Raw genomic sequence first — 19,660 nt, 5'->3', positions numbered from 1 at the left:
TATGAGCAACAAGCGTTACCCCGAAGAATTCAAGAGAGAAGCCGTTCGCCAGATCACGGATCGCGGCTACAGCGTGGCGGACGTGGCCAGTCGGCTGGGCGTGACGACGCACAGTCTGTATGCCTGGGTGAAGAAGTACGGGCCGGCTGCTGAGCAACATCGAGTGGAGGCTGATGATCAGGCCGAGATTCGTCGGCTACAAAAAGAGCTTAAGCGTGTCACGGAGGAGCGTGACATTCTAAAAAAAGCCGCGGCGTACTTCGCGAGCCAATCCGAGTGAGGTACGCTTTTATTCAATCCCATCGCCACCAGTTGCCGGTGCGGCATCTGTGTTCTTTGCTTAACGTTCACCCCAGCGGTTTCTATGCGTGGCGTCGACAGCCGCTATCGGCTCGCGGTTGTGAGGACAAGCGGCTCTCTGGCCTGATCAAGCAGTTCTGGCTCGAGTCCGGTGCTGTGTATGGCTATCGGAAGATCCATCGTGATTTGCATGAAATAGGCGAGTGTTGCGGCCCCAACCGTGTCCACCGTCTCATGAAAGACGCTGGAATCAGGGCGCAGGTTGGATATCGCAAGCCACGGCATAAGGTTGGCAAAGCGCATGATGTGACGCCTAACGTACTGCAGAGACAGTTTAATCCGGCTGCGCCGAACGAGCGATGGGCGACCGACATCACCCATATTCGGACCCACGAAGGCTGGTTGTACCTGGCCGTGGTCATCGACTTATTCTCGCGCCGGGTGATTGGCTGGTCGATGCAATCACGGATCACGAGCGATCTGGTTCTAGATGCCTTGTTGATGTCGGTGTGGCGTCGCAAGCCGGTGAGCAAGGTACTTGTTCATTCGGACCAGGGCAGTCAATACACAAGCTATGACTGGAGCGCGTTTCTACGCGCAAACGGCCTTGAGGGCAGTATGAGCAGACGCGGCAACTGCCATGACAACGCAGTCGCTGAAAGCTTCTTCCAGCTACTGAAACGCGAGCGCGTGAAGCGCAAGATATATCCGACCCGGCAGGATGCCCGGGCCGATATCTTTGACTATATCGAGATGTTCTACAACGTCAGACGCCGGCATGGCTCGAACAGCCTGCTGTCACCTGTAGACTACGAACAGCATCACGAAAAACAGCTGGAAAGTGTCTAGAGAACTGGTGGCGATTCACACATTTATTGCAGTTACACTGCTATTGGGTATTTTGGTATTTTGGTATTTCTTTGGACGGCGTCTGGTGATGGCTAAAAGCACTATCAATGAGTTTTGGTCAAACGCTGCATATGATGCCGTAGGTATTGATGATCGATGGCGCTGCTTAAGCGCTTTTGGACGAGAGCAATTTAAAACAGGGGGGGCTAGCGAACTGGTAAAGGGCTGGCATAGGAATAAGCCCCTGTTGATCTGCGCCCCAAACACTGACAAATTTGTCTCGGTAATGGATAGCCCGCTTACGCGTGATCTCGCGATACTCTCTGACCGTCGATCCCGTAAAATCATGATTTGGTATTTCACAATCGTTGGCTTTTTCTTTACGTCTATCGCGGGATTTGTGAGCTTAAAATTGCTTATCCCGGTCCTGATCATGTATCTCACCGTGATCGGCTACCTTGTGTTCTCCGACATTCTGGCGCAAAGGCAAGAAAATTGGTTAACCAATAGAGCCAGATTCGTGAACTGGATTTCGATAGAGGCTACCCGTTTTTTATTAGAGAGCGCGCTCTTGATCACTCTCCTCGTATTGTTCCAAGGATGGGCGTCGGCACATTTTGGATCTATTGATGACGCTGTTTTGAACATTGGTTTGGTCTTTGCCTCCATCGACTTGAGCTTTGAAGGTCTATTCCGTTTGCTCATTGGTCCGTTTTTGCACAGTGGGCCTGCACACTCGATTGGCAATTTTATAGGGATCATCCTGGTCTTACCTATAGCCATGGTCTATTCGAGCGGTTGGGCTCTTTGTGTTTTTGTGGCGGGGACTTTGGTTGGCGGCGTGGTTTCTTACTACTTCTGGTCCATAGGGTCAATCGATCTGGACGGGTTTGTTGGCGTATCCGGGGGCATCTTTGCGTTGCTGGGATGGTTAGGCGCAATCCTGCATAAAAACGTCAGATTGGCGCCACTCGATATCTCTCCAGCGTTAGTCTCTATGGCTTTTTTCCTGATTTTAGTTTCCGAAGTGATCAATCCGAGTGCAGGTCTAGCGGCACACCTAGGCACGCTTATTTTTGGTGGTTTTTTGGGCGCGATTGCCCGCTCAGTACGCCCATTTAGACAGACTTGAATAAATGGAGGTTGGAGCAACGCCATCGTTGCCCCACTGTCGAGGTGATGCGCCATATGCTGCACGAAGGTAAAATCGGCTTTGGTCTTCGGCGCGAGTTTGCCGTAAGCGCTGAAGCGATCGTCGTTTTCATGAATAGCGCTGGCAGACCACTTAGCTGAGAATGGCGGATTGGCCGAGTTATGACCAAAAGTGGTGTTTGAGCATTTGAAAAAAGGCGGCGCATCTGGTTGATTGGTTATCACCAAACAATTAAGCAACCAATAGGACACGCCACCATGAGCAAGAATAACGTTATTGGACTGGAAGGTCGAGACGCGAGTATTGATCCATTGAGCGAGCTGCTACTGCGGCTCCTGGAGCGTTTCGTTGAGCGGTACCGCAAGACGGCGCCCAAGCTGGCCAGCTGGGCCGAGGAAGCGCTACCGGAAGGCTTCACGGTGTTCAGCCTGCCGCCGTCGCATCGACGACGGCTGCGCACTACGAACCTGGTGGAACGGCTGAACGAGGAGATCCGCCGGCGCACGCGTGTCGCGCGGCTGTTCCCCAACGAGGCATCGTGCCTTCGACTGGTGTCGGCGGTGCTGATGGAAATCGCGGAAGACTGGCAGACCGCTGAGAAGCGCTACGTCACCTTCGGCGACTAGGAAATTGCGGTCGAGGGATAACTGAATTTACAGAAAAGGTGTTGCTCAATCTCATCGAAGATCGGCACGGTCGCCGCTCCACGCTGATCACCAGTCAACTACCCGTTGAACACTGGCACGAGTACATCGGTGAGGCGACGATTGCTGACGCGGTTTTGGACCGCCTACTGCACGGCGCTCACCGAATCAATCTCACCGGTGAATCCATGCGCAAAACCACGTCCGAATTGACTGAACGTGACCGGTCCATGTAAAAATACGCCCGCCAGCGAGCACCGATGTGCAAAGCGGTCACGATGCCCGGAATGGGCGGTCACGTTCGCCGGAATACGCATGGGGTTGAGAACGGCTTCGGAAGCAGCCTCTGCCTCTTCTTTGCACAGCATAATGCGCCTCTTCGGCCAGTTGATTTAGTAATGAGCATAGCTGAAGCTAGGTGATAGTGGAACAAGTAACGGAAGCGGCACTCGGCGCGATTCTGTGATCGCGCATGTTTTGCCACTTGCTCTGAAGAAGTACTGTTTGAGGCAATTACCGTGAGAAATTGGTCCAGCCTGAATCTCACGCCTTTATGGGAAAAGCCCGTCACAACAGAGCGTTAAGCTTTTGCTTTGTGCTCTGTGTGCGCTGATTACCCACATCATTCTTTGCCGGAAAAAGGAAGCAGCCGAAAAATCGCCAGATCAAACGCCGTTACTCTCTGCACAAGGGGTATTTTGACGGTAAAAAGGCTTAATGAGGCCCAACAAGCGCCTACCAAGTAAGCGCCAAATAAACCACGCCCTACCTTTCCGATGGTCCAGCCTGCACCCTGCCATTATTCAATGACAGGAGTTGCCACCTGCCTCATACCCAAAAGCCCCCAGCGAGCGCCAGCAATTCTGGCTCAAACACCTTCGTGCCTGCGAGGCCTCTGGCCAAACCACAATCGACTATGCGCGGCAACACGGCATCAACGCCAAGTCTATGTACTCGGCCCGCAAGGGCCTTGCCGAGAAAGGCGCGTTACCGCGCTTGCCGCAGGACCGTTTTCAAAAAGCCCAGGTGGTTGACGACTTGGGGGCGCTGGAGAACCAGTGGTAGGTGCGGCTGCCCAACGGAGCCGTGGTCGCCTTCGGTGGCCGGGTCGAGGCTGCGGTCCTTTCGCTGGTGCTAAACACGGTTGCCACCTTACCATGATGCGGCCCTCAAATGATCTGCCCGAGGTTTATCTGTGCCGGGAACCGATCGACTTCCGCAAAGGGATTAATGGACTCTCGGTATGGGTAGAAGATAGTCTGAGCCTGGATCCCTTAGCCGCCACCCTGTTTGTGTTTTGCAACCGTCGGCGCGACGAGGTCAAGATCCTGTATTGGGAGCGCAGCGGCTTTTGTCTGTGGCAAAAGCGTTTGGAAAAAGCCCGTTACCACGGGCCCCGCAAACAGTCAGGAGCGATCGTGATGTTGACCGGCCAACAACTGAACTGGCTGATCGACGGTGTCGATATCAGCCGTCTCACACCGCACGAGAACCTCTGTTTGAGTAGCGTTTTGTAGAGTCTACGGTCCGCGTTGGGTATAATCCAAAGCATGCCAAACGTGCTTGCCAAACTGCCCGACGACGTCGATGCCCTCAAGGCATTGCTGACTGATCAGGTCGCACGCAACTAGCTACTCAATGCCCAAAAAGACGCCAGCGATCGCGAGAATACGCGCCTTGGCGCGCAGGTGCTCTCCCTTCAGGAGCAACTCAATCTGGCCCTGGCCCGCCGCTACGCGGCGAGCAGCGAGAAGTTATCCCCGGATCAGATCCGCCTGTTCAATGAGGCCGAAGTCGATGGCGCCACGGCCAGTGATGGCGCCCCAGAGGATGACGGTGAGAACAAGGATACGGTACTCATCCCTGCACACCGTCGCAACAAAGGCGGGCGCAAGCCCCTCCCCGATAACTTGCCCCGCGTGGACATCGTCCACGAACTCCCCGAAGACCAGCGCCATTGTCCGCATGACGGACAGGTGCTTACCGAGATCAACCAGGTGATATCCGAACAACTGGATATCGTCCCGGCCCAGATCCGGGTCCTTCGCCACATCCGCAAGCAGTACGCGTGTTCGTGTGGCCAGTGTATCCGGATGGCGCCGCTGCCGGCGCAGCCGATTCCCAAGAGCATGGCCTCGCCGGGACTGCTGGCGCATATCACGGTGTCCAAATACCAGGATGCGCTTCCGCTGTACCGCCAGGAGCAGATCTTGCAGCGCATCGGGGTCGATATCCCCCGGGCCACCCTGGCGAACTGGATGATCCGGGCAGGACAGCTGGTGCAACCCCTGATCAATCTCCTATGCGACAGCCTGCTGGCCTACGATATTGTGCAGATGGATGAGACCACGGTGCAGGTCCTCAAGGAGCCGGGTAAATCGGCACAGTCAAAATCCTACCTGTGGTTACAGCGCGGTGGCCCGCCCGATGCACCGGTAATCCTGTTTGACTACGATCCCACGCGCAGCCAAGCGGTGCCAAAGGCGCTGCTAGAGGGCTTTGCCGGCTACCTGCAAACCGATGGTTATAGCGGCTATAACGCTGTAGTTGCCGCAGGTAACCTCGTGCATCTGGGGTGTATGGCCCATGCCCGGCGCAAGTTCAGTGAGGCCGTCAAGGGGCAGGGCAAGAACTCGCGCACGGGGAAGGCTCAGCAAGGTCTAGCCTAGATCCAACAGCTGTACCGGATTGAGAAGCAGGCGCGCACGCAACAAATGATACCGTCGCAGCGCAAAGCCCACCGGCAACAACACGCCGCGCCTATCCTGGACAAGCTGCACGCTTGGCTGGATGTCAGCCTGCCGACGGTGCCGCCGGGCACCTTGACTGCAGGGGCTCTGAATTACTTGCACAACGAATGGCCCAAGTTGATCCGTTACCTGGACGACGGACGCCTGGAGATCGATAACAATCTGGCCGAGAACGCGATCCGCCCCTTTGTGATCGGGCGCAAGAACTTCCTGTTCAGTGACTCGGTCAAAGGTGTCACGGCGAGCGCCAATCTTTACAGCGTGATTGAGACCGCCAAGGCTAATGGTCTGGAACCGTATGCCTATCTGCGCCGGGTATTCACCGCCTTGCCACAAGCGGAAACGGTGGAGGAGATTGAGGCTTTGCTGCCCTGGCGGACACCGACTCCATGAGCATCGATCTGGATGCACTCAGCCGGAAGGAACTGGTTGCCCTGAATCACCGCATTGTGGAGTGGTTAAAGATGCTCGACACGCTGGATACGCACCATTCAATGTTGCAGTTCCACCCCGGAGCCCGAGTGAGCTTTGCCGCGCAAGGCGACGAACGTCTCACTGGCACGCTGCTGAAGTTCAATCAAAAGACGGTCACGGTCGTGACCTATGACGGTCGGCGCTGGAATATCTCACCGCAGTTGCTCGCACCGATCAAAGACGTCTCGCGGGGCGATATCATCGAGGGCACGTCGACGACTGATTGACTGCGCCGTCGCAACTGCGCGACGTAAAGCCTGTTGATCACTGAGCGCTTACAGTTCACCATCGGTACGTCATTTCCTACCCCAGAAGCCAATCTACCTGTTGCAGATTGTACTCGTTTTGGAGAGCTCCACATTAGGTATCGTGATTCCGATCCTCCCGTTTTTGTCGCCACGTCTTGGCGCCAGCGATTTTGATATCGCCATGATTATTGCCAGTTACGCTGTCTGTGCCGGCGTCGCCGGTCCCTGGTGGGGCAAGCTCTCGGATCACATCGGTCGCAAACCCGTGCTGATGATCTGCACCACGGGCGCGGCCCTTGCCTATGTCCTGTTGGCTTCAGCCCAGAGCCTCACCATGATTTTTGTGGCCCGCGCTTTTGCCGGCCTGATGGCGGGAAACTTTGGCGTTGCCTCGGCCATGATGGCGGATATCACGCCCCCGGCGGACCGGGCCCGGGGTATGGGAATGATCGGCGCCTCCTTCGGGCTGGGGCTGGTGCTCGGGCCGGTATTGGGTGGCCTGCTGTCGGGACCCGAGGGAAGCTTCGTCGTGCCCTGTCTCACCGCTGCGGTGATGTCCGTGCTTGCGGTGATTGCGGCGTGGTTTTTTCTGCCGGAATCCCATCATCGTGATAAAAGCCAGCCGCAGACGCAGGAGAGGAAGCTGTCCTTGTGGACAGTGCTGCGAAAAACCCAAAGCCGCCTGCTGATGCTGCAATACATCTGGCACACCGCCAGTGTCAGTGCAGCGACCTACCTGTTTCCCCTGTGGGTTTACGCATTATTAAATTGGAGCGCCCGGGAGGTCGGCATTGTGTTTGGTGTGCAGGGTGCACTCATGGCATTGACCCAGGGTCTTTTGATGGGACCGCTGGTCAAATTGCTGGGAGAGCTGCGATTGTTGCGTGTCTGCGTCAGTGGTTTCTTTGTGGGCTTGCTCTTTGCGGTGTTTGCCCAGGGCGCTGTGAGTATGGTCGGTTCGGTGCTGGTGGCACTTACCGGCGCAACCCTGTGCATGCCGGTGCTCAATTCCTTCGCCAGCCAGCGCGCCGTGCCCGAGCTTCGCGGAAGAATGATGGGGGCAACCAGCGCTGCCGCCGCCTGGGGGCGTGTCCTCGGTCCCCTCCTGGCCGGCGCCCTGCTGACCGTCGGTGGATTTCGCCTGGCCTGGTCCCTGCCCCTGGGGATGGTAGCGATGTACTGGTTGTGGGCCTTCAGTCGCTGGCCAAAGCGCCCCGTACCCATTTTTGACCCAAATACTCAAGGCTGATCAAAGGAGAGCCCCATGACAGATTCCCTATTTGATTTGAGCGGCAGGATTGCTCTGGTGTCCGGCGCCAGCCGTGGCATTGGCGAGGCTGTTGCGAGGCTCCTCGCAAGCCACGGCGCTCATGTGATTGTCTCGAGTCGTAAGGCGGAGGATTGTCAGGCAGTGGCGGATGCTATTGTCGAGGGGGGTGGCAAGGCCGAGGCCTTTCCCTGTCATGTCGGGCGTATGGAAGATATCGCGGGGGTTTTCGAGCATATCCGCCGGGAGCACGGGCGACTGGACATCTGCGTCAACAACGCGGCGACCAATCCTTACTTTGGTCATGTCCTCGACACGGACCTCGCTGCGTTTAACAAGACCGTGGAAGTGAACATCCGTGGATACTTCTTCATGTCCGTCGAGGCCGGAAAGCTCATGCGTGACAACGGCGGCGGTGCCATCGTCAACACCGCCTCCATCAATGCATTGCAGCCGGGGCCCATGCAGGGCATCTACTCCATCACCAAGGCGGCGGTAGTGAGCATGACCAAATCCTTTGCCAAGGAGTGCGCGCCCCTGGGAATTCGTTGCAACGCCTTGCTCCCGGGACTCACAAAAACCAAGTTCGCCGGCGCACTGTTTGAGCACGAAGAGATCTACAAGGCAGCCATGGAGAAAATCCCCATGGGGCGCCACGCGGAGCCAGAGGAGATGGCGGGTACGGTCCTGTATCTCGTCTCAGACGCCAGCAGCTATACCAACGGTGAATGCATCGTCGTGGACGGCGGTCTCACGCTCTAGCGTCAGGCTTCGCGCAGGTAGGGAAACCCGCCTTCCTTGATGTACAGCTCGCAGGGCGTATTCCCCTCGGGTGTCAGGGAGCTGCCCGGAGGTAGACGTAACCAGCTATGGGTTGGGTAGTCGCCTTGCGCATCGGCAAAGCTGCCCCGGAGGACAAACAGCTCTGCGCCCTGGGGGAAATTCAGGGTGCCAATGTTGCCCGGCGCGGCCCAGCGCTCGAGGCGCATGTGGTCGCTGAAGGAGTCCTGGGCATAGAGCTTTTTCCAGGCGACGCCGGGGCGCACGCTGGACCGCCACTCGGCAGTATTCGTATCCAGCGCCACATGCTTTCGGCTCTCTCCCGGAAACTGCCGGAGTTTGACGAACAGCAAACAACCGTCCTTGGAGAAGGGTGCGTGGCGAAAGCCCTCGGGATTCAGAAGATAAGTGCCCGCCGGCCAGTCACCGTGCTCGTCCGAGAACACGCCGTCCAGAACCAGGATCTCCTCGCCATCGGGGTGGGCGTGAGCGGGAAACCGGCTCCCCGGTTGATAGCGAACCAGGGAGGTTACCTGTCCGCTTTCCGCGGGACCTACGCGATGTAGGCGCTTGCGCAGCACCTCTCCCCCCGGGCTCTCCTGCCAGTCGAGGGTGCTACTGTCCACCGCGGTACGACGACTGAGATCGCCATTGAGTATGCTTGCTGTCATCTTAAAACCTGTATTAGCGCGTCTTACTGGGACCCTAGTGTGATCAAAGTGTTCCCCGGATGCATCGCGTCCTTTTTGTTGTCCCGCGGCTGATATAAAGTGGGGCCATGGCAAAAGTACTCGTAACACATCAACTACCGGGGCAGCAGATTCTGCAGCTCCCGGATCATTGCGACATGAATATCTGGATGGGCCCGGGTTTACTCCCCGCTGCCGGTCTTCACGATGAGCTTGCCGGCTGCGAGGGTCTTCTCTGTCTCCTAACGGACAGGATCGATGCGTCTCTCATCGAGGCCAATCCGCAGCTACGCTTTATCGCGTCCATGTCCGTGGGAGTGGATCATATTGATGTTAAGGCTGCTACCGCCCGGGGCATCGTCGTGGGTAATACGCCAGGCGTGTTGGTGGAGACCACCGCCGACGCGAGCTTTGCCCTGCTCCTGGCCGCCGCCCGACGCCTGGTGGAAGCCGACCGCTTTGTACGCGGTGGTCACTGGCGCGTTGAGAACGCCTGGTCACCGGAGTTTTTCACCGGGAAAGACGTCGCAGGGGCGACCCTGGGGATTGTCGGGCTGGGTGAGGTGGGGCAGGCCGTGGCTCGCCGGGCGGCGGGTTTCGGGATGAAAGTACTTGCCTGGAACCGCACTCCCCGCAATGTGCCCGGCGTGGAAGCGGTGGAGCTCGATGAGCTGTTGGCAGCCAGTGACTTCGTCAGCATCAACCTTGCCCTGGGTGAAGAAACGCGCAATCTCATTGATGAACGGCGCCTGGCTCTGATGAAGCGCGACGCCGTGCTGGTGAACACTTCCCGCGGCGGTATCGTTGATGAGCAGGCCCTGGCCGATGCCCTGAGCCATGACCGGCTCGCCGCAGCGGGGCTGGACGTTTTTGAACGTGAGCCCGTGCCCGAGGATCACCCCTTGTTAAGTCTCCCCAACGTGGTGGCCACACCGCATATTGGCAGTGCGACGGAAGCGACCCGTATAAAGATGGCGGATATGGCCGCTTTGAATATGCTGGAGGCACTCCGGGGCGAACCCATGCCCCACTGTGTGAATCCCGAGGTTTACCCGTCCTGAGTTCGGGTTCCCGTGATCCGCTTTTCTGAACTCCTGAGCCTTAGCTCCCCGGAGTTTGAACTGCCCTGTGATGTCAGGGGCTGTCACCTCTACGAGGCCCGGGGTTTTCGCTGGTTAACAAGCGGTCCTGAGGCCATTCAGACCGCGATGTGTCTTGAAAATCCTGCATCCCTGGTGCTCCCAAACCACCGCGCGATGATGTTGGCGACACTGCTACCTGAAAGTGTATCCACGGTGCTCGATCTGGGTTCCGGCGGTGGCGGTTTTCTCCGCCATATTCAATCCTGGGTAAATGCTCCCCGGGTTTCCGGCGTGGAGATGAATGGTGAGATGCTCCACGTCGCTCGGGAGCACTTTGTCCTGCCACCGGAACAGCTGATTCACGTTACAGACGCGGTGGATTTTCTGGGGCGGGATCGGGTCCGCTACGATCTGGTGCTCTGTGATTTGTTCAGCGACCGAAGCGCGCCGTCCGCGCTGCAGGATGAGCTCTTTTTCGCCACGCTTGCCCGACGCTTGGAGCCGGGCGCCGCGGTAGCTATCAATACCTTGCCGGAATCCGCAGAATCGTTACTGCGTGTTGTGAGCGCTGCGCAGTCGCACTTCGATGGGCTGGGCATCGTGCAGCTCAGTGAGCTTGGCAATGTGTTGCTTTTTTTACAGGAGGAGCCATTGCCGGACGACGAGACATTACGAAGGCGTCTGTCGCAGTCGGCTTATGCCAGCGACAGCGACGTGGCTGTGGCTATTGCCGGCCTAAAGCGCCTTGTGACGGAAGTCGCTGGCGCCGAAGAGAGCAAGGAAGAGCGCGGCCCAGGCGCCTAGGGCGCTTCCGGGAGCGTCGACAGGCCCTGACGGATGGCTTTACGCACGGCGCCTGTGTCTACTTTGTTGGCATCCTGAATCAGGGAGCTGACACTTACCTGCCACAGGAGATCAGTGGTCCTGTTATCCAGAAAGACGATCATCAGCTTACCGGTTTCCTTGGCGCCGCCGAGGGCGTAGGCATTATCCACCGATGCCCCGTCGACCTGTCGCCCGATGGTGGCGCTGGGGTAAGGCGTGACATTGGAGGAGGTGCTCTCCAGAAGACCGTCGTTGACGCCCGCAGCGGCAATATAGTCAATGAGAAACTCGGCATCTGCCTTGGGCACCAGGGTGTAGCCAAGCTCCTGCATGCGCTCTTCGATGGCTGCCCGGATAGCGGGATCGGCCTGATAGAGCTTGTCCTTTGAGTACGCCGTTGGCGTCAGGGGTTCGCTCCGCCAGCCGTAACGGCCGTAGCCGCTCTGTACCAGGCGGTCTGTATCACCGGGGATAATCTCCGCGCCGCTACAGGCCAACAGGGACGCGAGGGAGCCGAGTAAAAGGAGAGCGAAAAAACCCCGGAACGTGTTGTGCATGCGATGTCCATCTGCTGGCGAGGTAGAGAGGGAGATGGTAGCAACAGCGTCCCCTGAATGCGATGCAGGGGTGCCTTTGCCGCGCTGACCGGGCTTAGCCGTCTTTAGCCGCGCTGGGACTCCCGATATTGAGACGGAGACAGGCCTACGGTTTGTCTAAACATTCGCGAAAAGTACAGGGGATCCACATAGCCCAGCATCACGGCTATGGTTTTTACACTGTGCTGGGTACTGTCCAGGAGCCTGCATGCCGCCTCCATTTTCATGTGCAGAAAATGCCGCATGGGGGAGTAGCCGGTTTCCGCTTTATAGCGGCTGGCAAAGTGTTGGGGTGTCAGCCCGGTGAAAGCGGCAAGCTCCCCCAGGGAGAGGGAACTGCTTACATGTTCTCGCATATAGGATTGCAGTTCCCGCAGGTGCAGTCTGCCCATGTTCTGACTGCGTTGGCGGTCCCGGCACAGGGCGAATTCCGCAAGGAGATGACGAAGCCGGTTTGCGGCGCCGATGTAGGCATCGAGACTGTAGCCCGTGCTGCCCACCGTCAGCATTTGCTCAAAGCCCGTGAGCAGTGATGGCTCCACTCCGCTGTGGACGCGAAAGTCGTCATCGGGGAGCAGGTGGTCGATAAAATCGCCCGCCTTGCTGCCTTTGAAGTGCACCCAGTATAACGTCCATGGATCCTGCTCATTGGCGGCATAGCTATGCTCCTGATCGCGGGGCAAGAGCACCATATCTCCCGTGGCCACGGCAAACCCGCCGCGCTGGGTCTGCACAAAGCCTCTACCTTCGGTGCACAGGAAGAGCAGGTTGTCGTCATGCTGTTCCCGGCGCATGAAATGCCCACAGGCTTTGGGGTAAAAGCCCATGGCGGTGGGATAGCAGCCACAGGTCAGGGGATGCTTTTCAAGCGCCTCAAGAAGAAAGCCGGGGGTGAGCACCCGCGATGCACTTGGGGACAGGGGCCAGTTTGAAGGACGGCTCATGACCAGGTCTCAGGCAGTCTGCGATCTTAATATTATCCATGGTTTTATGGTTTTCGTCGCTACTCGAAAACCCCGGGCCCTGCTACATTTAACACTGCCGATTACATTGAATGTTTGGAGTTTTCATCATGAGCCGCAAGATTCCCCTGTTTATCAATGGTGAGTTTATGCAGGGCAGCAGTGACCAGACCCTGCCAGTCACAAGTCCAGCCACGCAGGAAGTCCTTGCAGAGGTCACGTTCGCCACCTCCCGGGAAGTGGATTTTGCCGTAGCCAGCGCCAAGGAAGCCTTTGAAACCTGGCGGGAAGTTCCTATCTCTGACCGCGCCCGGTTGATGCTCCGCTATCAGGCTTTGCTTAAAGAACACCATGACGAATTGGGCGAGATTCTCGCCAAAGATACGGGCAAGACTTTTGAGGACGCCAAGGGCGATGTCTGGCGCGGCATTGAGGTGGTGGAGCAGGCGGCCAACATCGCGTCGGCCATGATGGGTGAGACCGTAGAAAACGTCGCCGGCGGCATCGACAGCTACAGCTATATCCAGCCCCTGGGCGTCTGCGTGGGTATTACCCCTTTTAACTTCCCGGCCATGTTGCCCCTGTGGATGTTCCCCATGGCGATCGCCTGCGGAAACACCTTTGTCCTCAAGCCCTCGGAGCAGGTACCCATGACGCCCGTGCGTCTGGTGGAGCTGTTCATGGAGGCCGGCGCCCCCAAGGGAATCCTGAACATGGTCCACGGCGGTGCCGAGCAGGTCGACCAGCTTCTCAATCATCCCGATACCCGCAGTGTGTCTTTTGTGGGCTCCTCCCATGTGGGAGAGCATGTGTATAAAACCGCAACGGCGGCGGGCAAGCGCGTCCAATGCATGATGGGGGCGAAGAATCACATGGTGATCATGCCCGATGCTGACAAGAATGCGGTACTCAACGCGCTGGTCGGTGCGTCCGTGGGTGCGGCGGGTCAGCGCTGCATGGCAATCTCCGTGGCCGTGTTCGTGGGCGAAGCCGCACAATGGATACCGGAACTTGCGGAGCGGGTAGCGAAAGCCCGGCCCGGCGCCTGGGACGATGGAGGCGCGGCCTATGGACCCCTGATCTCCAAAGCCGCCCACGCGCGAGTCCTCGATCTCATCGCCAAGGGCAAAAGCGAAGCAAACTGTCTCCTAGACGGGTCGGACTGCACCGTAGAGGGTATGCCCGACGGCAACTGGGTGGGACCGACCATGTTCTCGGGCGTCACGCCCGAGATGACCATATACAAGGAAGAAATCTTCGGGCCCGTGCTGTGCTGCATGGAGTTGGAGACCCTGGATGAGGCCCTGGCGGTCATCAACGCTAACCCCATGGGCAACGGCACGTCTATCTTTACCGCGTCCGGCGGTGCCGCCCGGAAGTATCAGCACGAAGTGGCGGTGGGGCAGGTGGGTATCAATATTCCCATTCCCGTACCGCTGCCGTTCTTTTCCTTCACGGGTTGGCGGGGCTCCTTCCGCGGCGATCTGCACCCCTATGGCAAGCAGGCCGTGCGTTTTTACACCGAGACAAAAACCGTGACGGCGCGCTGGCGCTACGATGAGTCCGAGGCGGGGAAACAGCCTAATATGAGCATTAATCTGCGCTAATGGCCGTCGCCGGGTCCTGCGGCGAATCGCCTTGAACTCCCTTGCTTAACAGTTGCGAACTGTTTCAGGTATCAGACATGGATTTTTCCCTCAGTGACGAACAGCAAGCCTTTGTAGAGAGCGCCCGGGCCTTCTCCGACGGTGTTCTGGCGCCCAATGCAGCGCGCTGGGATGCGGAGTCGATCTTCCCTAAAGACGCCCTGGCGTCGGCGGGGGAGCTGGGCTTTATGGGCATGTACACACCGGAAGAGGCGGGGGGACTGGCCCTGTCCCGTTTGGATGCCAGTCTTATCGTCGAGGAACTGGCCCGCGGCTGCACCACCACGGCGGCGTTTCTCACCATTCACAACATGGCCACGAGCATGATTGGTCGTTATTGCAGCCCGGCGGTCATCGAGGAGTGGTGCCCGGACCTGGTTATGGGTAAGACCCTGGCGTCCTATTGCCTCACGGAACCCGGCGCAGGCTCCGATGCCGCATCCCTGCGCACCAGCGCCGTTGCGGATGGTGACGATTATCTGGTGAACGGCAGCAAGGTGTTTATCTCCGGAGCGGGAGAGACGGATGTGCTTGTGGTGATGCTGCGCACCGGTGATGCGGGTCCCAAGGGCGTGTCGGCGCTTCTTGTTCCCGCGGACGCACCCGGTATTACCTACGGCAAAAAAGAAGAAAAAATGGGCTGGAATGCCCAGCCCACACGCATGGTGACCTTCGACAATGTCCGCGTACCTAAGGGAAACCGCCTGGGTGCCGAGGGCCAGGGTTTTGCCATTGCCATGGAAGGGCTGGACGGCGGCCGTATCAATATCGCGACCTGCAGCGTGGGTACTGCGCAGCAGGCCCTGCAGGAAGCGGCCGATTACGTGGCGGAGCGGGAGCAGTTCGGGCAGGCGATAGCGGAGTTCCAGGCGACCCAGTTCAAGCTGGCGGACATGCTCACGGAGGTCGTGGCGGCGCGGCAGATGGTGCGCCTGGCGGCGAGCAAACTCGACAGTAAAGATGGTCAGGCCAGTACCTACTGCGCCATGGCCAAACGCCTGGCGACGGATCTGGGCTTCCGCGTATGTAACGAGGCGTTGCAGCTCTTCGGGGGTTACGGTTACATCCGTGAGTACCCCATGGAGCGCCATGTTCGGGACACGCGGGTCCATCAGATTCTGGAAGGCACCAATGAAATTATGCGCGTCATTATCGCCCGTCGGCTGATGATGGACGGCGCTTTGGAGGTTATTCGATGATCAGCAGCAGCTCCCCCAAACTTCTCGTAGAACAGCGTGGCCACACGGCGCTGATCACCATTAACAACCCGGCGGCCAATACCTGGGATACGGAAAGCCTCCCGGCCCTTCGCGATCTCATTGGGGATCTCAATGCCCGGTCCGATATCTATGCCCTGGTGCTCACGGGTGCCGGCGAGAAATTCTTTTCTGCAGGCGCGGACTTAAAGCTGTTTGCCGATGGAGATCCCGAGACGGCGGGCGCCATGGGACGACTCTTCGGCGAAGCGTTTGAGGCCCTCGCGGATTTTCGCGGTGTCTCCATTGCGGCGGTGAACGGCTTTGCCATGGGGGGCGGTCTTGAGGTCGCGCTGGCCTGTGATATTCGCGTGGTGGAATCCCAGGCCAAGCTTGCCCTGCCCGAAGCGCGGGTCGGTTTGCTGCCCTGTGCCGGCGGTACCCAGCGTCTTGCTCAGCTGGTGGGCGAGGGCTGGGCCAAGCGCATGATTCTCTGCAATGAGCGTATTGATGCGGCGACTGCCGAGCGCATCGGTCTGGCAGAGGAGGTCGTGGAAACGGGAACTGCTCTCGACCATGCTCTGGCCCTCGCAGCACAGGCGGCCCAGCAAAGCCCCAGTGCCGTGGCACGGTGCAAGCGCCTGATTCATAGCGCCAGAGACAAGGCTATCGGCGATGGACTTGAGGCGGAGCGGGAGCTGTTTGTGGAGCTGTTCAGCACGGAAGATCAGCGTGAAGGTGTGAACGCCTTCCTCGAGAAGCGTGAGCCGGAGTGGAAAAATGCCTGATGCGGTTTTGATCAGCGTTGAATCGGCTGCCGAGGGTAAGCTGGGTCGATTGACACTCAACAGCCCCGAGACCCTCAATTCCCTGACGCTGGAGATGGTCGATCTGATTCAGGGAGCCCTTGATCACTGGCGGGATGATCCTGCGATCGCGGCGATTGTCATCGATGGGAGCGGAGAGAAGGCTTTTTGCGCCGGTGGCGATGTGCACGCGCTGCACGCCTCCTCCTCCGGCACGCCCGGCGGACCCTGCGAATATGCCGAGAGCTTTTTCGCGCGGGAATACCGCATGAATTATCACCTCCATACCTACCCCAAGCCGATTCTCTGCTGGGGCCACGGTATTGTCATGGGCGGCGGTCTCGGTGTGATGGCCGGGTGCTCCCATCGCGTGGTCACACAGGCCACGCGCATCGCCATGCCCGAGATCAACATCGCACTGTTCCCGGATGTGGGCGGCAGCTGGTTTTTGAACCATATGCCCGGTGCCAGTGGACGTTTTCTCGCGCTGACGGCAGCGTCGGTCAATGCAGCGGATGCGCTCTTTTGCGGCCTTGCCGATCGCTTTATTGCGGCCGAGCAAAAAGATGCGGTTTTTGAAGCTCTCCTTGCGGTGCAATGGGATGAGGACAGCACGAACAATCACGCCCATATGCGTCATACCCTGCGCGGTTTCAGCGAGGCGGAGGGCGGTGTCGAGCTGCCGCCTGCGCAGGTAGAGCCCCATCTGGAGACCATCAATACACTCTGTGATGGCGACGATATCCATGACCTTATCGATCGTATCAGTCAGCTGGAGACCGAAGACCGCTGGCTCGCCAAGGCTCGTGATGGTCTGCTCTATGGCTCAAAGCTGGCGGCACTTTGGATTGACCGCCAGCTCTACGAGACCCGCCACAGCTCCCTGCGGGAGGTGTTTCAGCAGGAAGTACAGCTGGGTACCAACATCATGCGTCATCCGGAATTTGCGGAGGGTGTCCGTGCGCTGTTGATCGATAAGGATCGTCAGCCTAACTGGGCGTACGCCGACTCCCGCTCCGTGCCAACCGAGGTGGTCGACAGCTTTTTTACAGCGCCCTGGCCGACAAACCCTCTCGCTGACCTTTGAAACAGTAAAGGAACATCACCATGAAACAACGCGTAGCTTTCATTGGCCTTGGCAATATGGGCGGCCCTATGGCGGCCAATCTCCTCTCCGCCGGTTTTGCCGTCAGCGTTTTTGATTTGTCAGACGAGGCCTGCAAGGTGCTGGCGGGCAAAGGTGCATCCGTTGCCGAGTCGGCCAAGGCCGCAGCGGATTCCGTTGATTTTCTGATTACCATGCTCCCGGCGGGGAAACATGTCGCTGGCCTGTATCTGGGCGACGACGGCTTGCTGTCTATGCTGGATGCCAGCACCACGGTGCTCGATTGCTCGACGATTGATGCGCAGACCGCGCGGGAAGTAGGTGAGGCGGCGGCGGCGCGGGATATTGGTTTTCTGGATGCGCCGGTCTCTGGCGGTGTGGCCGCAGCGCAAGCCGGCACCCTCGCCTTTATGTGCGGGGGGGATGCAAAGGTGTTCGAAACTGCCCAGGCGGTGCTCAACGCTATGGGCCGCGCCAGTTTTCATGCCGGGCCCGCAGGCGCCGGCCAGGTAGCAAAAGCCTGTAATAACATGCTTCTGGCCGTGCATATGCTCGGCACTTGCGAGGCTCTCGCCATGGGCAAGGAGCATGGTCTGGACCCTGCGCGGCTCTCAGAGATTATGTTGGCGAGTTCCGGTCGCAACTGGTCTCTTGAAGTCTATAACCCCTGGCCCGACGTCATGGAAGGCAGCCCCGCCAGTAACAACTATCAGCCCGGATTCATGGTGGATCTCATGGCCAAGGATCTGGGTCTCGCCATGGACGTTGCCAAAACCGCCGGCATCGATAACTCCATGGGGCAGTTGGCGCAGACCCTGTATGAGGAGCACCAGGGTGCCGGTAACGGTGCCCGGGATTTCTCCAGCGTGCTTGAGCGGTATCGGCAGAAGTAGTTGCCAGATCATTCCGGTATTCCTTTATCCGCGATTTCGTGCGGGGTATCCGCGATCTCCCTCCGCACGGTGTCACTCCGCTCGCTGGGTGGGGGGACGCTCGCTGCGTAACACCACACGGAGAGAGATCGCTGGCGACGGTCGCTGCGTCGAGTTTGTTTGCCCTTCGCTGGCATAAGCACTTGCGCGGGCCTAGTCCTTACGCAGCAATCAGGAGCGCGCAGCGCGACGCGAAGTAAGGGCTACGGCCGTGTGAGTGCGGACCTGTCAGCCGTTAAAGCTTTTAAATTTGTCCGTGGGTGCTTCGTTATCCGCGATCTCCCTCCGCACGGTGTCACTCCGCTCGCTGGGTGGGGGGACGCTCGCTGCGTAACACCAAACGGAGAGAGATCGCTGGCGACGGTCGCTGCGTCGAGTTTGTTTGCCCTTCGCTGGCATAAGCACTTGCGCGGGCGTAGTCCTTACGCAGCAATCAGGAGCGCGCAGCGCGACGCGAAGTAAGGGCTACGGCCGTGTGAGCGCGCACCTGTCAGCCGTTAGAGCTTTCAAATTTGTCCTTGGGTGCTTTGTTATCCGCGATCTCCCTCCGCGCGATGCCACTCCGCTCGCTGGGTGGGGGGACGCTCGCTGCGTAATACCGCACGGCGAGAGATCGCTCGAGTCAGTGCGGCTTGTCAATGAAAGGCAGCATCATTGCTGTTCTCTGATCCCGTCATGGTGGGATAAACCTCATCAAAGGTCTCGAAGATGGCATCCAGGGGTAGATCATCAAAGCTGCCACGCTCGCGCACATACTCCATGTGTCGCCTGCCGTGGGTGTCGTAGGGGTGCATAAGCGCGCCATTAACGGGATCGAACTCCAGGGCAGCGACTCCGAAACGCTCGCAGAGCTCTATATTGAAGGCGGTGGAGAGTTTTACCCATTTTTCGTTGAGCCAGAGTTCGGCGTAACCGTGCCAGGCAAAAAGGTCCGTGCCCATACTTTCGCTGAGCTTGTCGCTGGTGAGGTGATTCAGCACATCCGCAAAACCCAGGCGAGCGGGGATGCCATGAGCGCGGGCGCAGGCAGTCAGCAGTACGGACTTGGGAACACACCAGTTACTCACCGCGCCCGCGATGACACTGGCCCGATAAACGGCAGGGTCCCGGGAGACCCGATAGGGGTCGTAGCGGATACCATCGCGCACGGCGTAGAAAAGCCCCTCTGCGATGGCGACGGGGTCCTTTAGGCCTCCCACGGTCTTTGCCGCGAAGTCGCGCACAGCCTCGCTGTCACTATCAAGAAACCAGGTCGGGTCGAGGGTTTTGGATGAGGGGGGCATGGTCAGCTCCGAAGTGTATCTGCCTGAAAAGTATGGCGCCGATGACGCACCCTGAGAGACTACAGGAGACTGT

At 58.6% G+C, this 19,660-nt stretch carries 19 protein-coding genes and 4 pseudogenes; 18 read left to right on the top strand and 5 right to left on the bottom strand.

What is annotated here, in order from left to right; all coding sequences use genetic code 11:
• Nucleotide 1 precedes the first annotated feature (1 nt).
• Nucleotides 2–1,149, top strand: a protein-coding gene (locus KT71_RS00245; protein WP_169729177.1) for an IS3-like element ISGpr2 family transposase whose coding sequence is annotated in 2 segments (ribosomal slippage) — nt 2–239 and nt 239–1,149 — 1,149 coding nt in all. Because the reading frame shifts where the segments join, the coding sequence is not laid out codon by codon here.
• The gene (locus KT71_RS00240) at nt 1,142–2,281 is read left to right on the top strand and encodes a rhomboid family intramembrane serine protease (protein WP_040362070.1); all 1,140 of its coding nucleotides are present in this window, start codon (nt 1,142–1,144) and stop codon (nt 2,279–2,281) included. The genes KT71_RS00245 and KT71_RS00240 overlap by 8 nt, the downstream gene beginning before the upstream one ends.
• 20 nt (nt 2,282–2,301) lie before the next feature.
• Here KT71_RS00240 and KT71_RS21270 read toward each other — a convergent pair.
• A pseudogene (locus KT71_RS21270) lies at nt 2,302–2,526 on the bottom strand (N-6 DNA methylase); the annotation flags it as partial.
• A gap of 105 nt (nt 2,527–2,631) precedes the next feature.
• Between KT71_RS21270 and KT71_RS00235 the strand changes: the two are divergent.
• The 9 genes and pseudogenes from KT71_RS00235 to KT71_RS00200 form a co-directional block, all read left to right on the top strand.
• A pseudogene (locus KT71_RS00235) lies at nt 2,632–2,928 on the top strand (transposase); the annotation flags it as partial.
• Between the two features lie 41 nt (nt 2,929–2,969).
• A pseudogene (locus KT71_RS00230) lies at nt 2,970–3,182 on the top strand (ATP-binding protein); the annotation flags it as partial.
• A gap of 580 nt (nt 3,183–3,762) precedes the next feature.
• Nucleotides 3,763–4,011: an IS66 family insertion sequence element accessory protein TnpA gene (tnpA, locus tag KT71_RS00225; protein ID WP_008293536.1), complete on the top strand. Its 249-nt coding sequence runs from the start codon at nt 3,763–3,765 to the stop codon at nt 4,009–4,011.
• Nucleotides 4,012–4,103: 92 nt separating this feature from the next.
• Entirely contained in the window at nt 4,104–4,463 is a 360-nt protein-coding gene (gene tnpB / locus KT71_RS00220) for an IS66 family insertion sequence element accessory protein TnpB (protein ID WP_008293537.1), read from the top strand.
• Nucleotides 4,464–4,634: 171 nt separating this feature from the next.
• A pseudogene (gene tnpC / locus KT71_RS00215) lies at nt 4,635–5,921 on the top strand (IS66 family transposase); the annotation flags it as partial.
• A gap of 36 nt (nt 5,922–5,957) precedes the next feature.
• The gene (locus tag KT71_RS21200; protein WP_274518449.1) at nt 5,958–6,089 is read left to right on the top strand and encodes a transposase domain-containing protein; all 132 of its coding nucleotides are present in this window, start codon (nt 5,958–5,960) and stop codon (nt 6,087–6,089) included.
• Nucleotides 6,086–6,397 (top strand): hypothetical protein, encoded by a 312-nt coding sequence (locus KT71_RS00210; protein ID WP_008293541.1) that lies wholly within the window; start codon nt 6,086–6,088, stop codon nt 6,395–6,397. Before KT71_RS21200 ends, KT71_RS00210 begins: the two co-directional genes overlap by 4 nt.
• 100 nt (nt 6,398–6,497) lie before the next feature.
• Entirely contained in the window at nt 6,498–7,667 is a 1,170-nt protein-coding gene (locus tag KT71_RS00205) for an MFS transporter (RefSeq protein WP_008293542.1), read from the top strand.
• 15 nt (nt 7,668–7,682) lie between these two features.
• A complete protein-coding gene (locus tag KT71_RS00200) occupies nt 7,683–8,447 on the top strand; it encodes an SDR family oxidoreductase (protein ID WP_008293543.1) in 765 nt (254 codons plus the stop codon).
• Between the two features lie 2 nt (nt 8,448–8,449).
• Here KT71_RS00200 and KT71_RS00195 read toward each other — a convergent pair whose 3' ends face one another.
• Nucleotides 8,450–9,136 carry a cupin domain-containing protein gene (locus KT71_RS00195; RefSeq protein ID WP_008293544.1) on the bottom strand — a complete coding sequence of 229 codons (687 nt, stop codon included), beginning with the start codon at nt 9,134–9,136 and terminating at the stop codon, nt 8,450–8,452.
• Between the two features lie 107 nt (nt 9,137–9,243).
• Here KT71_RS00195 and KT71_RS00190 point away from each other — a divergent pair, with 107 nt between their 5' ends.
• Together KT71_RS00190 and KT71_RS00185 are read left to right on the top strand one after the other, a co-directional pair.
• Entirely contained in the window at nt 9,244–10,215 is a 972-nt protein-coding gene (locus tag KT71_RS00190) for a 2-hydroxyacid dehydrogenase (protein ID WP_008293545.1), read from the top strand.
• Nucleotides 10,216–10,227: 12 nt separating this feature from the next.
• Entirely contained in the window at nt 10,228–11,040 is an 813-nt protein-coding gene (locus KT71_RS00185) for a methyltransferase domain-containing protein (RefSeq protein ID WP_008293546.1), read from the top strand.
• Here KT71_RS00185 and KT71_RS00180 read toward each other — a convergent pair.
• Nucleotides 11,037–11,618, bottom strand: a complete 582-nt coding sequence (locus KT71_RS00180; RefSeq protein WP_008293547.1) for a DUF4136 domain-containing protein — start codon at nt 11,616–11,618, stop codon at nt 11,037–11,039. The genes KT71_RS00185 and KT71_RS00180 overlap by 4 nt on opposite strands.
• 104 nt (nt 11,619–11,722) lie before the next feature.
• A complete protein-coding gene (locus KT71_RS00175; protein WP_008293548.1) occupies nt 11,723–12,601 on the bottom strand; it encodes an AraC family transcriptional regulator in 879 nt (292 codons plus the stop codon).
• Nucleotides 12,602–12,729: 128 nt separating this feature from the next.
• Here KT71_RS00175 and KT71_RS00170 point away from each other — a divergent pair, with 128 nt between their 5' ends.
• From KT71_RS00170 to mmsB, 5 genes are all read left to right on the top strand, one after another.
• Nucleotides 12,730–14,226 carry a CoA-acylating methylmalonate-semialdehyde dehydrogenase gene (locus KT71_RS00170; protein ID WP_008293549.1) on the top strand — a complete coding sequence of 499 codons (1,497 nt, stop codon included), beginning with the start codon at nt 12,730–12,732 and terminating at the stop codon, nt 14,224–14,226.
• Between the two features lie 77 nt (nt 14,227–14,303).
• The gene (locus tag KT71_RS00165; RefSeq protein ID WP_008293550.1) at nt 14,304–15,464 is read left to right on the top strand and encodes an acyl-CoA dehydrogenase family protein; all 1,161 of its coding nucleotides are present in this window, start codon (nt 14,304–14,306) and stop codon (nt 15,462–15,464) included.
• A complete protein-coding gene (locus KT71_RS00160) occupies nt 15,461–16,249 on the top strand; it encodes an enoyl-CoA hydratase (protein WP_008293551.1) in 789 nt (262 codons plus the stop codon). The genes KT71_RS00165 and KT71_RS00160 overlap by 4 nt, the downstream gene beginning before the upstream one ends.
• Nucleotides 16,242–17,354, top strand: a complete 1,113-nt coding sequence (locus KT71_RS00155; RefSeq protein ID WP_008293552.1) for an enoyl-CoA hydratase/isomerase family protein — start codon at nt 16,242–16,244, stop codon at nt 17,352–17,354. Before KT71_RS00160 ends, KT71_RS00155 begins: the two co-directional genes overlap by 8 nt.
• Before the next feature lie 20 nt (nt 17,355–17,374).
• A complete protein-coding gene (gene mmsB / locus KT71_RS00150; RefSeq protein ID WP_008293553.1) occupies nt 17,375–18,265 on the top strand; it encodes a 3-hydroxyisobutyrate dehydrogenase in 891 nt (296 codons plus the stop codon).
• 674 nt (nt 18,266–18,939) lie between these two features.
• Here the strand turns inward: mmsB and KT71_RS00145 are convergent.
• Nucleotides 18,940–19,587, bottom strand: a complete 648-nt coding sequence (locus KT71_RS00145) for a transglutaminase-like domain-containing protein (protein ID WP_008293554.1) — start codon at nt 19,585–19,587, stop codon at nt 18,940–18,942.
• Between the last annotated feature and the right edge of the window lie 73 nt (nt 19,588–19,660).

The sequence above is a fragment of the Congregibacter litoralis KT71 genome, assembly GCF_000153125.2.
GTDB classification, from domain to species: Bacteria; Pseudomonadota; Gammaproteobacteria; order Pseudomonadales; family Halieaceae; genus Congregibacter; species Congregibacter litoralis.
The sequence above is the reverse complement of the archived record's forward strand: the minus strand, read 5'-3'. Positions and strand labels throughout refer to the sequence as shown.

Bases quoted from the DNA above. Each gene is read 5' to 3' on its own strand.
- tnpB (WP_008293537.1), top strand. From the start codon at position 4,104: ATGATGCGGCCCTCAAATGATCTGCCCGAGGTTTATCTGTGCCGGGAA.
- KT71_RS00210 (WP_008293541.1), top strand. From the start codon at position 6,086: ATGAGCATCGATCTGGATGCACTCAGCCGGAAGGAACTGGTTGCCCTG.
- KT71_RS00200 (WP_008293543.1), top strand. From the start codon at position 7,683: ATGACAGATTCCCTATTTGATTTGAGCGGCAGGATTGCTCTGGTGTCC.
- KT71_RS00195 (WP_008293544.1), bottom strand. From the start codon at position 9,136: ATGACAGCAAGCATACTCAATGGCGATCTCAGTCGTCGTACCGCGGTG.
- KT71_RS00190 (WP_008293545.1), top strand. From the start codon at position 9,244: ATGGCAAAAGTACTCGTAACACATCAACTACCGGGGCAGCAGATTCTG.
- KT71_RS00180 (WP_008293547.1), bottom strand. From the start codon at position 11,618: ATGCACAACACGTTCCGGGGTTTTTTCGCTCTCCTTTTACTCGGCTCC.
- KT71_RS00175 (WP_008293548.1), bottom strand. From the start codon at position 12,601: ATGAGCCGTCCTTCAAACTGGCCCCTGTCCCCAAGTGCATCGCGGGTG.
- KT71_RS00170 (WP_008293549.1), top strand. From the start codon at position 12,730: ATGAGCCGCAAGATTCCCCTGTTTATCAATGGTGAGTTTATGCAGGGC.
- KT71_RS00165 (WP_008293550.1), top strand. From the start codon at position 14,304: ATGGATTTTTCCCTCAGTGACGAACAGCAAGCCTTTGTAGAGAGCGCC.
- KT71_RS00160 (WP_008293551.1), top strand. From the start codon at position 15,461: ATGATCAGCAGCAGCTCCCCCAAACTTCTCGTAGAACAGCGTGGCCAC.
- KT71_RS00155 (WP_008293552.1), top strand. From the start codon at position 16,242: ATGCCTGATGCGGTTTTGATCAGCGTTGAATCGGCTGCCGAGGGTAAG.
- mmsB (WP_008293553.1), top strand. From the start codon at position 17,375: ATGAAACAACGCGTAGCTTTCATTGGCCTTGGCAATATGGGCGGCCCT.
- KT71_RS00145 (WP_008293554.1), bottom strand. From the start codon at position 19,587: ATGCCCCCCTCATCCAAAACCCTCGACCCGACCTGGTTTCTTGATAGT.